General features: G+C 56.2%; 10 protein-coding genes. 5 read left to right on the top strand and 5 right to left on the bottom strand.

Annotated elements, in window-relative coordinates; translation table 11 throughout:
- Positions 1-82 precede the first annotated feature (82 nt).
- The 3 genes from GAL01_RS11500 to GAL01_RS11510 are packed head-to-tail and all read right to left on the bottom strand — an operon-like array spanning position 83 to position 4,010.
- Complete coding sequence (locus tag GAL01_RS11500) at positions 83-697, bottom strand: alkylhydroperoxidase domain protein (protein ID WP_062028079.1); 615 nt, start codon at positions 695-697, stop codon at positions 83-85.
- Positions 694-1,344 (bottom strand): CMD domain protein, encoded by a 651-nt coding sequence (locus GAL01_RS11505; RefSeq protein ID WP_062028077.1) that lies wholly within the window; start codon positions 1,342-1,344, stop codon positions 694-696. Before GAL01_RS11505 ends, GAL01_RS11500 begins: the two co-directional genes overlap by 4 nt.
- Before the next feature lie 35 nt (positions 1,345-1,379).
- On the bottom strand, positions 1,380-4,010 hold the full coding sequence (locus tag GAL01_RS11510; protein ID WP_231865238.1) for a TonB-dependent receptor plug domain-containing protein: 2,631 nt from the start codon (positions 4,008-4,010) through the stop codon (positions 1,380-1,382).
- A 364-nt stretch (positions 4,011-4,374) separates the two neighbouring features.
- Here GAL01_RS11510 and GAL01_RS11515 point away from each other — a divergent pair, with 364 nt between their 5' ends.
- From GAL01_RS11515 to GAL01_RS11530, 4 genes are read left to right on the top strand one after another with little or no spacing between them, the layout of a single operon-like run.
- Entirely contained in the window at positions 4,375-5,985 is a 1,611-nt protein-coding gene (locus GAL01_RS11515; protein ID WP_231865237.1) for a TIGR04028 family ABC transporter substrate-binding protein, read from the top strand.
- Positions 5,982-6,974 carry an ABC transporter permease gene (locus GAL01_RS11520; RefSeq protein ID WP_099253283.1) on the top strand — a complete coding sequence of 331 codons (993 nt, stop codon included), beginning with the start codon at positions 5,982-5,984 and terminating at the stop codon, positions 6,972-6,974. The genes GAL01_RS11515 and GAL01_RS11520 overlap by 4 nt, the downstream gene beginning before the upstream one ends.
- Positions 6,971-7,786, top strand: a complete 816-nt coding sequence (locus GAL01_RS11525; RefSeq protein ID WP_099253285.1) for an ABC transporter permease — start codon at positions 6,971-6,973, stop codon at positions 7,784-7,786. Before GAL01_RS11520 ends, GAL01_RS11525 begins: the two co-directional genes overlap by 4 nt.
- Positions 7,783-9,384: a dipeptide ABC transporter ATP-binding protein gene (locus GAL01_RS11530; protein WP_062029080.1), complete on the top strand. Its 1,602-nt coding sequence runs from the start codon at positions 7,783-7,785 to the stop codon at positions 9,382-9,384. The genes GAL01_RS11525 and GAL01_RS11530 overlap by 4 nt, the downstream gene beginning before the upstream one ends.
- Before the next feature lies 1 nt (position 9,385).
- Here GAL01_RS11530 and GAL01_RS11535 read toward each other — a convergent pair whose 3' ends face one another.
- Positions 9,386-11,863, bottom strand: coding sequence for a TonB-dependent receptor plug domain-containing protein (locus tag GAL01_RS11535; RefSeq protein ID WP_062029078.1), 2,478 nt, complete (start codon positions 11,861-11,863; stop codon positions 9,386-9,388).
- A gap of 235 nt (positions 11,864-12,098) precedes the next feature.
- Between GAL01_RS11535 and GAL01_RS11540 the strand changes: the two genes are divergently transcribed.
- Entirely contained in the window at positions 12,099-13,037 is a 939-nt protein-coding gene (locus GAL01_RS11540) for a LysR substrate-binding domain-containing protein (RefSeq protein ID WP_062029076.1), read from the top strand.
- Here the strand turns inward: GAL01_RS11540 and GAL01_RS11545 are convergent.
- The gene (locus GAL01_RS11545; RefSeq protein ID WP_099253287.1) at positions 13,030-14,505 is read right to left on the bottom strand and encodes an aspartate ammonia-lyase; all 1,476 of its coding nucleotides are present in this window, start codon (positions 14,503-14,505) and stop codon (positions 13,030-13,032) included. The genes GAL01_RS11540 and GAL01_RS11545 overlap by 8 nt on opposite strands.
- Positions 14,506-14,571: the final 66 nt, after the last annotated feature.

Genomic DNA, 14,571 nt, shown 5'->3' on the forward strand with positions numbered 1-14,571 from the left:
TCAGTCTGATTCAGGGTATGGTTTGGTGCTCTATGAAATATTCCATAATCAATCGGTATCTCCTGCAGGGAATGCCGATTGATTACTCTGACGGGAGTGTCGGATACCCCAAAGAAAGCATGAGACGATTTGCCCAGTTAAAGAATGAAGAGGCATTGATCAGATCCAGAATTTCCGCGTCTTCAAACCCGGCCTGTCTCAACACTCTGATATGAACATGCGAAAATCCGACTGGTGTTTCAGACAAACGTCGGGCGATTTCCTCCACGAGCTGCCATTTCAGATCTGTGTCTTGGGGAAGCTGCCCCGTTTCTAGCAATGCGGCGAGAGCCTCTGGGGAACCGCCTTGACGCTCACTGAAACGTGCGTGGACGGAAGCGCAATAGATGCATCCGTTAAATCGCGAAACAGCAGTGGCCGCAAGCTCCCGTTCCCTGCGTGGCAGTCCTCCTGCGACATTGTAGAAAATATCCTTGTCGCTGCGTGTCCGGGCTCCAAGGATCTCGGGGTCCCGTGCCAACAGCCTGAAATATGGAGATTTAGCCCGTGCACGGTCTACAAGCCCCTCGTAATGGGCCTCAGTCAGGTTGCCTTCTTCAAGAGGCTCAAGCCACGGGTGCCAGTCCAGTTGAGCCTTTGTAAAACGGTCGGGTTCCTGAGTGTCTGTCTTTGAAACAGTCTGTTCTGTCACGCTCATGATGGGTTCTCCGAAAGGGTGGCACCTGCTGCCGGGCCGACATCGCGCAGCACGCTCAGGCCATGAATAACGCGGATCTGGAACGCCAGAAATGAAATGAGCTGGGATAACGTCACGATGCCCGTGTCAGTCCACCCGGCTTCTTTCAGTCTTTCAAGTGCCTGTACCGAGGCGTCCCGGGGATGAAATGTCAGGAAATGAGCGTGCTCCAGAGCCCGCGCCAATGATCTGTCAACATTGACGTCCGAAACTTCAAATCCAGAGCCCTTGAGTTCCTCACCTGAAAGTGGACCGGCTGGATAAGCTCCATAAGGCCCCAGTGTTCTTCCCTGCCGGGACAGATTTTCGATAACCGGTGACAGCTCCTTTTCTTGTTCCGATCGTTCAAGAAGGTCCAGATAAAGGCGATAGATCGCCGTATCGCCATGTAGCCCCGCAACAAAGGCGGCGACGGCCAGTCGATGCGTCTGCAGGAATTCTCCGTCCTCCAGGGGATTGAGGAGCAGCTCAGCGCTCTTTTGCGCATTGTCACGCAAAACCTCACGCCCCCGCCTGAGGGTATCCAGCCAGGAATCTGAATCAATTCCGACCACGTAATCAATAAGATCTAGGGGTGGATCTGCTTTGAAAGAAAAAATTGTAGTCATCAGTCTATCCGAATATCTGAAGTATCTGGGAAAGTTCAGAAGACATAGCCAATCCGGGCATAATAATATCCGCCCTCGTACCCGCCAGGGGCCGTCTCCGGATACTTGATTGTGCCCTGGGTTTCGGAAATGGTACTGGTTTTTACGCGGGTAGGAAACTTGTTGAACAGATTATTGGCCCCTGCCGTCAGCGTAAAACCGCTCCCAACGCGGGCGCTGAAAGCAAGGTTGGTCTGAACCTGTGGTCTTATATGTGTCCAGGTTGAGGAGGGATCACCGCTATAATTGATCCATTCCACCCCCGCATAGCGCTGTTCCTGAACATAGAGATTGTAGCGCCCCCTGCTCCAGTCCAGCGCAAAGGATTCCTTGTTCTTTGGAGATGCCCTCAGCAGATTGTTTCGCGACAGGCTGTCATAATACGTCTGCCCAAGCTGCTGTAGAACGCCGGGAGTGTCGGCGTAATGCGTCACTTCGGTGTCCGCCACATTGGCCTGTACACTTCCTGTCAGAACGCCCCAGCGTTTTGCGAGAGGAAACTGGTAACTGAGCTTTGCCGTAAAGCCATTGGTGGTCGTGTTGCCGATATTGGTCATGTAATTGACGAATATTCTGTCGGTTGGACTGCTGGTAATTCCCTGGCTGTACAGGAATTCATTCATCCGGGTGCCTGAAAATTCCGTCGTGCTCTCGATCCGGTCATTGATGTCGATCCGGTAACCGTCCAGCGTCACGCGAAGAGAGTCGATGGGTGTCCAATCAAAACCGATGTCATAACTGCGGGAGGTTTCTCCTTTGACGCCGGTTGCACCGAGAAGTCTGGCAACCGGATCAAACGAAGACAGGTTTTCCGTCACCTGTCCGGGGCCAGTTGACGTTGCGTTGTAATGAACCGCTCCCAGGGTCGGCGCCCGATAGCCTGTATTGATGCTGGCGCGCAGAGCAAAGCGCTTGTTGAAATTGTAACGCATCCCGATCGAACCTGTCGGAGCAGCCCCTTTGTCGGAATAACTAACTGCACGGCCGCCGATCGTCAGTTCCCACTTCCGGGTCAGGAACAGATCGAGGCCGACATGACCGTCAAAAATATCGCGGGACCAGTTGCCAGCGTTCTGCGGCTCAAAGCCGGCATAACCGGCGGCGCCTGAACTCGGCTGGACACCCGTTTGTCCAACAAGAACAGGTCCGGTTGCCCAGGACTGATAGTCTCCCTGCCCGATCTGGTAGGTATCGTGACGATATTCCAGACCGAAATTAAGTTCGGCAGGTTTCGCAAGCTGCGGAATTACAAACTTCTTTGAGAATTTCGCCCCCCCGATCAGTTCGGATGCGATGATCTGTCCCTGATGGAAGTTCGTCTGGCTATCCACGCCGAAAGTCGGGTTTTCGTCGTTTTCGACATTTTCGTTTACACGCTCACGTCCGAACGAGGCGTAGGTATTCCAGGCGAGCCCATGCGCCAGAACCCCACGCAAACCGCCATTGACCTGAAAATCCAGTTCATCGAATGTTTCAAGTGGCGAGTATCCGTTAGGGTAAAGAGCGCGGGTGGTATTGTTATTAGCCGGCCCGCGAAAAAATCCGACACGCACGGTCGAGCGATGTCCGAGAGTGCCAGTCGCATAGCCTTCCACACGGTCGGTAATGGGGACATGACCATTGAAGCTGAAGACTTCAGCCAGAGATTTGCTGACACCCTCGACACGATTGACATCCTGCCCGACCCGCTGTTGCATTTCGGCATCCTGTGGCAGGTCGTAAAGTTTGGCCGTGTTGAGCGCGTCCCGATGGCTTGGAAGCTGGTTCAGGACCTGCCAGGCGACATCAATTCCGCCCCCCTGATTACCGATCTTGTGCTCGATATCGCCATAGCCTTCAACGGCCTGTCCGTCTCCCGCATAAAATCCGCTATTCATGAGGTTGACCGTGCCACCATTTTTTGTACCGCTCTTCAGAACGATATTGATGGCACCACCAATTGCATCCTGCCCGTAAAGAGCCGTCGCACCCTCTGTAATGATTTCGATATGATCAATGGCGCTCAGCGGGATGAGGCTCAGATCCGCAGGCTCGGTTCCTTTGGCGGGACCATCGCCCCAGTTACCAAGAGCGCTGATATGCCGCCGCACACCGTTGACAAGGACGAGCGTTTCATCAGCATTGAGATTGCGAAGAATGACCGTCTGGGTGGGCGTTGTGGAATAGGCGCCCCCACCTCCTCCCGGCGGAGCATTCAGTTCGGGCGATGTCTGCTGAAGAGCTGCGATGACATTGGTCTGCCCTGTCTGCAGAAGCTGTGCCCCTGAAACAATAGCGACGCTGACCGTACTTTTCGTGGGTGTCGCAACCCTGAACGCAGGCGCGATATTGCCCTGACTTCCTGTCGCGACGATCCGCTCGACCCCGCTGTGGTCTTCAACACCTCCGGGCGCCGTCGACGCAGTGTGCGAAAGTGATTTGGCGGGGGAACTTGCCTTGTGTTCCGCAGACTGTGGGCGTCTGGCCTTGACGTATTTCCGTGTGTCCCGCTCGCTTTCCGACGCAGTTGTTGCGTCTGCGGCAATCGCGGCGCCGGTCGCCCCCAGAGACAGCAGAAGAGTCGTGGCAATCCATACGGGTCTTGAACCGGAACGCCGCAGAGAGTCATGAGTCCGTCTATACGGCATAGCTATTTCACCATCGGATATGATGTTTGTGCCAGCGATGAATCACCAGTCTTCAATGTTGATAAACATGATTCGACATAAACAACAACCCGAAATGTTTTATGAATATAACAACTATTATATATAGTTTATTCTTGTCTGTGATTCGCTTCCTGTTTTTCAGGAAAAACGCTCCGCCCTTCTTGTCCTGTGGGTAAGACGCCTAATGACGCTCTGGGAGCGCAACAAATATTTTCATCAAACATCTTTCCAAAATGGGGAATTTAAGGATATACATATTAACAACTATTTATTTAAGTTATTATTCCCCGCCCGCGTTTCAACGCAGTCCCTCCTGAAGGTGATAATGCCGGTTCATCACTCCGTGTCTGTCCGACGATCTGCGCTGGCAACCGTGTTTCTTGCGGGGCTCTCTGTTTTTCCGCAGGCCCGGAGCCGGGTCCCGGACCGGACGATCATCTACCTGGACCCACAGGAGCATACCAATCTCTACCCTCCCGCTGGCGGATTCTACCCAAACGGCGGCATTCTGAGCCAGATCACGGATCGTCTGACCTGGCAGGATCCTGAAACGCTTGAAATCAAACCATGGCTGGCAACCGACTGGTCCGTGAATGCCGATAGTACGATTTACACATTCCACCTGCGTTCCGGTGTCACGTTTTCTGACGGGACGCCGCTCGATGCGCAGGCTGTAGCCCTGAATTTCCAGACATACGGCAAAGGCAATCAGGCACTTCATTTCCCGGTTTCAGAAGCCATCAGCAATTTCGATCATGCGGAAGTTGCCAGTCCCACAACCGTCATTTTCCATTTCACGCACCCTGCCCCCGGCTTTCTGCAGGCTACGTCTGTTCTGGGTTCGGGGATTGTCTCTCCCGCGACACTGGGGCGTCCGTTCGATGACCTGGGAACGGCAACAGGCATCATAGGCTCCGGTCCTTTCGTCGTTTCAGCTGATATTCCGGGGCGGGAGGTCGATCTTGTCGCGCGTCAAGACTATCGCTGGGGGCCAAAAGCAGAAGAGGGCAGAGCCACGGTGGACCGGATCAAGATTCTGGTCGTTCCTGAGGACAGTATTCGGGTGGGAGCGCTTCTTGCAGGTCAGGCCGACATTATCCGGCAGGTCGAAGCCTATGACGAAGAACAGATACGCCGTGCGGGATACAGGCTTTTTGCACCATCCACTCGTGGCGTGAACACCGGCCTTGCCTTCCGGCCCGATAACCCTCTGGTAGCGGATATCCGGGTTCGGAAGGCGCTCCTCCATGGAACGGACCGGCAGGAAATCGTGAGTGTTCTGTATTCGCGGAACTATCCCGTAGCCCGTTCGATCCTGTCCTCACAGGCCGCAGGATATGCCGATTTCTCCCAAAAACTGAAATATGATCCTGCCCTTGCTGCGAGTCTTCTGGACAGCGCGGGCTGGAGAATGGGCGAAGATGGCCTGCGTCATCGCAACGGACAGACGTTACGATTGGGAATTCATGTCTCCCTGCCCCATCCCCAGAACAAGACCATGCTCGAACTGATTGCCCAGCAATGGCGTCGACTGGGCGTGCAGCTCGACATCATGTCCGGGGCTGCGGCAGGGGTTCTTCTGGACAACCTCAACCCGCAAAGAACGCCCCTGACCGTTTCGGAAGTGGGACGGGCCGATCCCGATGTTCTCAAGAGCGAATTCTTTCCACGAAACCGCGATTCCCTTCTTCAGAAGGGAGGACAAAGCACGAAAGTCCGTGCTTTCAGGGACGAGACTCTTGACACGATGCTGCTTGATATCGCCTCCATCACCGATCGTGAGGAACGCCTCAGACGGGTTGTCGCGGTTCAGGAATATCTGATCGACAATGCCTATGACATCCCGCTTTTCGAAGAGCCACAGGTCTATGCCGCATCCCCGGACTTGAAAGGCCTGCACTTTGAGGCTGTCGGCCGACCGGTTCTGCGGGATCTGGAGTTTGCGGCCCCATGAATGTCTCTCATTTCCCTGAACGCCGTGGCTTTGCCGGACATTTCCTGGTGCAGGTCGGTCGGGCTCTTCTGATCCTCTGGGGCGCCTTCACGCTGACTTTTATCCTGTTGCAGATGATGCCGGGAGATGCCGTCATGATCCGCTTCATGGACCCTGAACTCGGCCTGTCGCCCGAGCAGATCGAAACCATGCGCGTTCTGTACAGCGGGTCGTCAAACCCTGTGTTTCAGTATTTTCACACCCTCTGGCAGGTTCTGCATGGCAATTTCGGATATTCCGTCCAGCTTGGCGTTCCTGTCGGGAAACTGCTGTCAACGGCACTTCCCGTTACTCTGCGGCTGGCAGGCGTCGGGTTTCTGCTCTCTCTCGTCTGGACCCTAGCGATTGCCGTAGGGGCCAGTCTTCTGCCGCTCCGGGCCCTGCGACAGGCCGTTCATGCCCTCCCCGGACTCTGGAGCGCAATTCCACTCTACTGGTCCGGCATTCTTATCATTCAGGTTCTGTCCTTCAGGTTGCACCTGCTGCCTGTCGTCGGAGTGGGGGCATGGGAAGGTGTGCTTTTACCAGGGCTGGCCGTCAGTCTGCCGGTTGCAGCCCCTCAGGCCAAACTTCTGCTCCAGCAAATCGAGGAAACGGAGCGCCTTCCTTTCGTCATGGCCAGCCGGACACGCGGGGCCAGTCGGGTTTCTGTTTTCTTCCGTCATATTCTCCCCAATTCCGTCATTCCGTCCCTGACGATGGCAGGGCTGTCGCTGGGGGAACTGATTGCAGGCGCCATCGTCACCGAGACCGTTTTTGGTCTGAACGGTCTGGGCCAGATGACGCGGGATGCCGTCTCGGGGCAGGACGTGGCCGTTCTTCAGGCTGTCGTCTTGATTGGTGCGGCAGGTTTCGTAGGCGCGAACCTCGCTGTTGACCTTCTCATTCCCCTGATTGACCCGACTTTGCGCATGTCCCATCGGATCGGAGGCGGCAAGTCCGGATCATGAAGCGATTTTCCATTCCTTCTCCCCTCTCCGTCCTCTCCGCCATTGTCATCGGGATCTGTGTGGTTGCAATCCTGTGGCCCTCCGCTTTGACAAGCGGAGATCCGGCGACAGGCGTGGCTCCGGAACATCTTCTGCCGCCAGACAGCGCGCACTGGTGCGGAACCGATCAGCTCGGGCGCGACGTCCTGACCCGCATCATTTACGGCGCGCGCGAAACGCTGCCAGCCGCTTTCGTGGCGACCATGACCGGGATTGTGCTTGGCTCGGTCATCGGGGGATTTGCCGCACTGTCAGGGCCTGCGGTGGACACGCTGCTTTCGGGTGTCATTGATGTCCTTCTCGCTATTCCTGAACTTCTTCTGGCTCTGACGGTCGTCATTCTGACGGGTTTTGGCCCGGTTCATGCCGCTCTTGCCGTCGGTATAAGCCAGACGGCCGGCTTTGCGCGCATTGTCCGCAACCTCGTCCGGACGCTACGGTCGCAGACCTATGTCGAGGCCGCCCGCCTGTCAGGAACCGGTTTCTGGGGCATAGTCGGATGGCATATCCTTCCCAATACCTTTCGTCCGCTGCTCGGGATGGGGATCCTGCGCTATGCCACGGCCATCCTGTCCCTCGCCACTCTGGGCTTTCTTGGGTACAGCGCGCCTCCGCCAACGCCGGAATGGGGGCTCATGATTTCAGAAGGACGGGATTATCTGGCCACAGCGTGGTGGATGACCACATTCCCCGGCCTCGCCCTGCTGACCGTCGCTCTGGCAGCCAACCGCCTGAGCCAGGCCATGACGAACGCAGGGGAAGAACGGCCATGACCTCTCCAGCCCCTGTTCTGGACGTAAACGATCTGGCCATTTTCTATGGTGACAGGATCGCCGTGAACGGCATTTCGTTTACGGCGCTGCCTGGAAAGACGACAGCCCTGATCGGAGAATCCGGCTCCGGAAAATCCACCATCGCCAAGGCTGTCATCCGCCTGTTACCGCCTTCCGCGCGTATTGATCGTGGCAGTATCACCCTGAACGGGCAGTCTCTGCTTGCGGCATCGTCACGCACCCTCAATACCATCCGTGGACGTCAGATCGGGTTCATCCCTCAGGATCCGGGCAGTTCGCTTGATCCTTGCATTCCCATCGGCCGACAGGTGGGGGAAATTCTGCGTCTGCACACCTCCGAAGGTCGGCAGGAGCGTCGTGACCATGCGCTGACTCTTCTGGAGAAGGTTGGGCTGCCCGATCCTGGACGGTGCTTTTCGCAGTTTCCCCATGAACTCTCGGGAGGCATGAAGCAGCGCGTGCTCATTGCCATCGCCGTTGCCCTCGCTCCCGGGCTCATTATTGCCGACGAACCCACGAGTGCTCTGGACGTCACGGTCCAGCGTCAGATTCTGGACCTGCTCGACCGTCTGCGCGAGGAAAACGGCTGTTCGGTTCTCATGATTACCCATGATCTCGCCATCGCCCGTGACAGGGCGCATGACGTCGTTGTCATGCAACACGGCGTGGTCGCGGAACGCGGTCTTTCAGACAGCCTCTTCAGTGCACCCCATTCTCCGTATACCCGCAGACTCCTGAGGGATTCTCCTGCCTTTCATCCCAGAATTCCTCCCGCGCGAAAGGTCGCCCCGGCGCAGGTTCCGGCCCTGGAAGTCTCAAACCTCACCATCACCCATAGGACTCACGGAGGGCGCACAAGTCCGACCGTGCGGAATGTTTCCTTTACCGTGCAGCGTGGCACGACCCACGGCATTATCGGAGAATCCGGCTCCGGCAAGACCACGATCCTGCGTTGTCTTATGGGACTGATTGCTCCGATTTCAGGAAGCGTCCGGATCCATGGGGCCGATGCTTTTGGTGGCCGCCCCGGCGACCGGGGCCCGTTCCGCAGCATGCAGCTTGTCTATCAAAATCCCTGGAGTTCGCTGGACCCGCGGCTGACGGTTCGTCGGATCATAGAGGAGCCCCTGCGTAACCATTTTGATGAAAACCGTTCATGGCGTCTCCAGCGGATCCACACACTTCTGGAGCGGGTGCATCTGAAGCCCGACATCCTTGAGCGGTATCCTTCCGATATTTCCGGAGGTCAGTGCCAGCGTGTGGCTCTGGCGCGGGCTCTTGCTGCGGAACCCGACATTCTTGTGCTGGACGAATTCGTTTCCGCACTGGACGTCACGGTACAGGCCCGCATTCTGGAACTCCTGACGGAGTTACAGAATGATCTTGGCCTGACATTCGTTTTCGTATCCCATGATCTTGCGGTTGTCAGACAGATCTCTGATACCCTCTCCATCATTCGACACGGACAGCAGGAAGAATACGGGCGTGCGGAAAGCATCTTTTCGCACCCCGCATCGGACTATACCCGAACCCTGCTTCAGGCCATTCCCGGGAAATCCGCTTCAGATTGTCTGTAACTCAGAAGTCGATGGATGTTTTGACGTAATACATGCCGCCATTGAAGCCGTAAGGCGAATAAGAGGCATATTTCGTCAGGCCCTGCTGCGTATGGGAAATCGAAGACGGCACATGCGTCGGATACTTGTTGCCGACATTGTTGGCCCCCACTCCGATGCTCCAGCGTGGCAGGATTTTGTAATCCACTTCAAGATTGGTCAGCAGTGCCGGATTCTGCATGAACGGCACGCTGCCCGGCCCCGTTGGAGCCGCCATGTAGATGATCGAGCCGTAACGCATTTCCTGCACGAATGCGGACCATTTGCCATAGGTCCAGTTCACGCTGATCTGCTCGCGGTTTTTTGGAGCAGCGTGCAGGACGATTTCCTTGGTATATTCGTTGACGAAGCTGTCTTTCGCGGAGCGGATTTCGGTATCCGAGAAATTGATTCCCATCGCAAACCGGAACTGCCCCAGACGCTGCGTGTGCAGCGTATAATCTGCGCTGAAGTCGCCGCCAAATGTCTGGGTATTATAGAGGTTCGCGTAATAGGAAAGCGATGTCGCGCTCTCAAGATTGTTCTGCGCCAGCAGGTTCATGAGGACGGAATCGTCTTTATCAACGCTATAGGTTTTCGTGCTTCCCAGACGGGAGTTGATGGCAATGTAATAAAGATTTCCGGTGACATGAAAATTATTCACCGGCGTAGCATCGAGACCAATGCTGTAACTCCGGGAATATTCACCCTTCATCGTGCCGGAACCAAGATATCTGGCGATGGTGCTGTTTGCGGGAACCTGATCCACCGTGTAGCCGGGGTAAGGCGCGGAATAGAAATAGGACATCTCACCCAGCGTTGGCGGACGATAACCGGTATTGACGTTGGCGCGCACAGCCCATCGTTTGTTGAAGTTGTATCGTGTGCCGACCGAGCCCGTTTCGACAGTGGCGAGGTTGTTGTAGCTCGCAACGCGGCCACCCAGTGTCCACTCCCATTTTTTAGTGACGTAGAAGTCCAGATTCGCAAAGCCCTCGTAAACGTCACGGTTCTGGTTGGTGACGGCCATCGGCACGTTCCCCGGATGATCCGTAGCTCCCAGCCCTTCCCAGGATGCCGTCTCACCTTCGGTCATCTGGAATGTATCATGGCGGTATTCCGCGCCAAATTTCAGATCAACCGGTCGCGGCAGGAAACCTGTCTGGAACGACCGGGAGCCGCGAATGCCACTCGTCAGTTCTGTTGCGATGGACGCTCCATCATAAAAGGACGTCTGCGTGCTGTCGGGGATGGAAACGTTTTCTGAATCCTTGGTCCCGTATTTCTGCGCATCACGCCCGAACGTGACATAGGCGTCCCAGGCAAATCCAAACTTGTGAGCCCGGATGCCATTATCCGTCTCGAAGTCATACTGGTCCATCGTGATATAGGGCTGGTTGCCGTTGGGATACAGGTTGGTGTTGATCCAGGTGTCCGTATCGGCCGCACTGCGATACGTCTCGGCGACATTGGCGCGACGGTGCGAGAATGTCGAGGTGCTATAGGCACTAAAGCCGTGCCCAAGCGGCAGGGACATGTTCTCGCTCAGGGTCTCCAGCGTTGATTTTGGAAGACCAAGCCCCCGCTGGACATCCCGATTGGCCGTCTCATTTCGGGAATCGCTGAAGAGCGTGCCATAGAAATCACCACCACGCGTTGTGGGGAGCTGATGGGTAACCTGCGCGGCAAGATCGAGGTATCCGCCATTATTGCCCAGAGCCATGCCATAATTGGCTGATCCGTCGAGACCCTGCCCATCGCCAGCGTAATAACCATTGTTCTTGAAATTGATGCTGCCGCCATGGGTGTCGCGTTTGAGGACGATATTGACCGCGCCTGCAATGGCATCCTGTCCGTAAAGGGCAGATGCCCCTTCGGTAATCACCTCGATATGGTCAATGGCAGAGACCGGGATCAGCGAAATATCGCTCGGTTCACTGCCCCAGTTCGTTCCGGCATTCGAGTTGAAGTTGGCGCCGATATGACGGCGATGCCCGTTGACGAGAATCAACGTGTCATCAGGAGACTGGCCACGAAGCTGCATCGTCTGAACGAATGCACTCGCTCCACCGCCTGGAAGCGCGGCCGTTGTGATGGCCGGGTTGGCCTGCGCCAATGCGGAAAGCACGTTCGTCTGGCCTGTCTTGAGCAGTTCAGCGCCGGTCACCACAGTCACCTGCGTCGTGCTGTGGCGCGCCGTAACCGGAGAGAAAACCGAATTCGTCTGCCGTCCACCGACCTGAATACTTTCCGTTGATATCGCCTGAAGCGACGTCGGAACACGATGAACCGAAGGCTCGCTCTGGGCGGGAGAAGCACCTGCCCTTTTTTTGGCAACGACCCTGTGATGTTTCACTGGAGCCGTTGCTGAAGCCGATGCCGCAAGAACCCTGTCCGGCATGAACGCGCCCAGTGCAGCTCCTGCGACCAGACAGAGTTTCCAATTTGACCCAATCAACATTGCATCCCTCTCAAGTCGCCGGAATTCCGATACGAAGTATGAGTTTATGGTACGGATGCGTTATGTTTTGGCGTCATATGGATTATTTATATTCCAACCCCGCAACGAGAATTTTCCGGAATCCTTCTGCTGCTACCGTGGCCGGGTTCAATCGCATTCCGATGGATTCATTGACCATTTTCCCCAATCGGCAGAGTATTGGATTCACAGTTCGTCACACCAGGAGATTGGCCCGTTGGATATCAGGCGTTTGCAGGCCTTCGTGAAGATCATTGATCTTGGCAGCATTTCCCGCGCCGCCGATCTGCTGAACATCGCCCAGCCCGCGCTCAGCCAGCAACTGGCAGCCCTTGAAAGCGCGTTCCGCCAGAAACTGGTGATCCGGAGCAAAAGTGGCGTCACTCCTACGATTGCCGGTTCCGTCCTGTACCGTCACGTCCAGATCCTGAGCAAACAGTTCGACCGGGCCATGGTCGAAATCACCCAAGGGGCTGGCCCCCTTGTCGGCAAGGTTTCGGTCGGCCTGTCTCCATACAGCGCAGGCTCGACGCTATCCGTGGAGCTTCTGCGCCGTATCCGGGAAGAACTTCCAGGCATCGTCCTGCATCTGACCGAAAGTTTTGACGACATTTACAGCGAACTCGTCATGACCGGACGCCTGGACATGGCCGTCATACATGGCTCGGGGCCCATGAAAGGTGTCAGCTTCACGCCTCTGATGAAGGAGGAATTCTTCCTGCTTGCTCCGGAGGCGCTTGCCATTCCTCACGACGGCGAAAACACGGTTCAGCTCGCAGATATCACGGAGATTCCCCTTCTCGTACCGCCCAAGCACAACTTTGTCCGCAAGGCGATCGACATGGCATTCATGCGCAAAGGGCTGGAGCCGAACATCGTCGCGGAAATTGAAGCTCTGACAACGCTTCAGGGAGCCATTCAGGAAGGGATCGGGAGCACCATCCTTCCCTGGTCGGTCGCGAGCAGAATTGCCGTTGAAGGCCAGTCGCGCATATACGCCCTGCGCAACCCGGTCATCAGCGAGAATGTCTCCCTCTGCATTCCCGAACTGGTTCCTGAAACGGAGGCATCCGTGGCCGTCCGGGAGCGGCTCATCGAGCTGGCCAGGGCCATGGCATCATCACGCAACTGGCCGGGGACGCAGGCATCTACCTGAAAGCCGCTTCAACCTGTCCGACATTGGGCCGCGTCAGGAATTCCGGACGAAGCAGACCTGCGAGTACGTCCTGAGTCACCAGTTTTTCCTGAAGGACAAGCTCCGGAACGCTCCGGTTTTCAGCCAGAGCCCGGCGGGCAATCCGGGAACAGGTATCGTAGCCAAGAAGCGGAACCAGCGCGGTGACGATACCAATATTCCGTTCAAACAGAAACCGGCACTGCTCGGCGTCCGCTGCAATTCCGGAGACGCATTTTGTGGTCAGAAGACTAATAGCTGCCGTGAGTGTCTTCAGGGACGAAAAAAGACAGTATCCGATCATCGGCTCGAAAGGATTGAGCTGAAACTGTCCCCCATCAGCACACATGCTCAGCGTGACATCATAACCTGCAACGAGATAGGCCACCTGATTGACGGCTTCCGGGATGACCGGATTGACTTTGCCTGGCATGATCGAAGACCCTGCCTGCACGGACGGCAGGGTAATCTCTCCAATGCCCGCCCGCGGGCCGCTCGACAGCAGGCGCAGATCGCTTGAAATCTTGGACAGTTTGAGCGCCAGCCGCTTGAGCACGCCGGAGAACAGGACGAAAGCTCCGACATCCGATGTCGCTTCAATCCTGTCAGCGGCTCCCGTTACGGCCAGACCAGTCAGTTTTCCAAGCTCCCGGATGACGGCGTCCGCATAACGGGGATCAGTGTTCAGGCCTGTCCCGATCGCCGTTCCGCCAAGATTGACCGTCAGAAAAGCTTCACACTGGCTGCGTATGTGACGGATTTCCGTTTCCATCGCATGCTGGAATGCCCTGAACTCCTGTCCAAGCGTCATGGGTACCGCATCGCGCAACTGCGTGCGGCCGACTTTCAGAATGTCCGAGAATTCATCGGCTTTCTTTCCGAAAGCCCGGGCCAGTTCTTCCAGGGCCTCAAGCAGAGGCGCAGTTGCTGTAAGAAGCCCCAGGCGCAGTGCAGTTGGGTAAACATCATTTGTGGACTGCGCCATGTTTACATGGTCGTTTGGATGCAGGATCTGGTAATCACCGGGCTTTTGGCCGGCCAGTTCCAGCGCGACATTGGCGATGACTTCGTTGACGTTCATGTTGGTGGATGTCCCTGCCCCACCCTGCATGACGTCCACAATAAAATGGTTGCAATAATCGTCACGGGTCAGCAGGGCCCTGCAGGCCGCCTCGATCAGACTGGCCCGATCTTCATCCAGATAGCCGAGCGCCCTGTTCGTCCGTGCGGCAGCCTGCTTGACCGTCACAAATGCCCGGATGAAATCGGAAAATGCTCCGACAGGCTCCCCGCTGATGGGAAAATTTTCTGCTGCGCGGCTGGTATGAACCCCCCACAAGGCATTCTTCGGGATACAAGCCTCTCCCAGCAGGTCTTTCTCGACCCTGAAGCCATCCAGTGGCGGCATCATGTCTGCCGCAACGTCGGACCGGGATGCGGATGTCGTCATTTCGGGTATCCAGAGCTGTGATGGACCCCGAGCCTATTATTGCGACTTCGATTCAACCCCATATGA

This window comes from Gluconobacter albidus, assembly GCF_002723915.1.
GTDB classification, from domain to species: domain Bacteria; phylum Pseudomonadota; class Alphaproteobacteria; order Acetobacterales; family Acetobacteraceae; genus Gluconobacter; species Gluconobacter albidus.